Origin of the sequence: Bacteroides sp. RTP31139st1_H2_RTP31139_211217 (assembly GCF_040227615.1) — a bacterium.
GTDB lineage: Bacteria > Bacteroidota > Bacteroidia > Bacteroidales > Bacteroidaceae > Bacteroides > Bacteroides uniformis.
Genome location: NZ_JBCNZM010000065.1, coordinates 1 through 315, shown reverse-complemented (window position 1 = coordinate 315; position 315 = coordinate 1). Strand labels below are relative to the sequence as shown.

The window sequence follows — 315 nt, the reverse complement described above, 5'->3', positions numbered from 1 at the left end:
CCAACGGACAATCCGTTACATCGGCATGAAAATCATTAACGAGGATGAATCTGTAGAAAAAGCACATGCGATTTTGAAAGTATGGGGCGATGCTCTGCAAACCATCACAAGCCACAAGGCTTCTTCTCCACCTACGTTGAAATCATGGTGGTTCTACAGATGGAACAGATTCAGACAAAGGACTGACAAATGGGGATTAGTCCAATGGTATCTTCTCATTCTTGGCATCATTGTCAGTATTTTCTTTTCATCTCTATATCAAAGTCGGGTTATGGATCTCGACCGAACCAACCGCATCTTTTATAAGGAGGTAAT

1 pseudogene is annotated in these 315 nt (G+C 41.9%); it reads left to right on the top strand.

What is annotated here, in order from left to right:
- A pseudogene (locus tag ABUA47_RS12270) lies at nt 1-315 on the top strand (hypothetical protein); the annotation flags it as partial.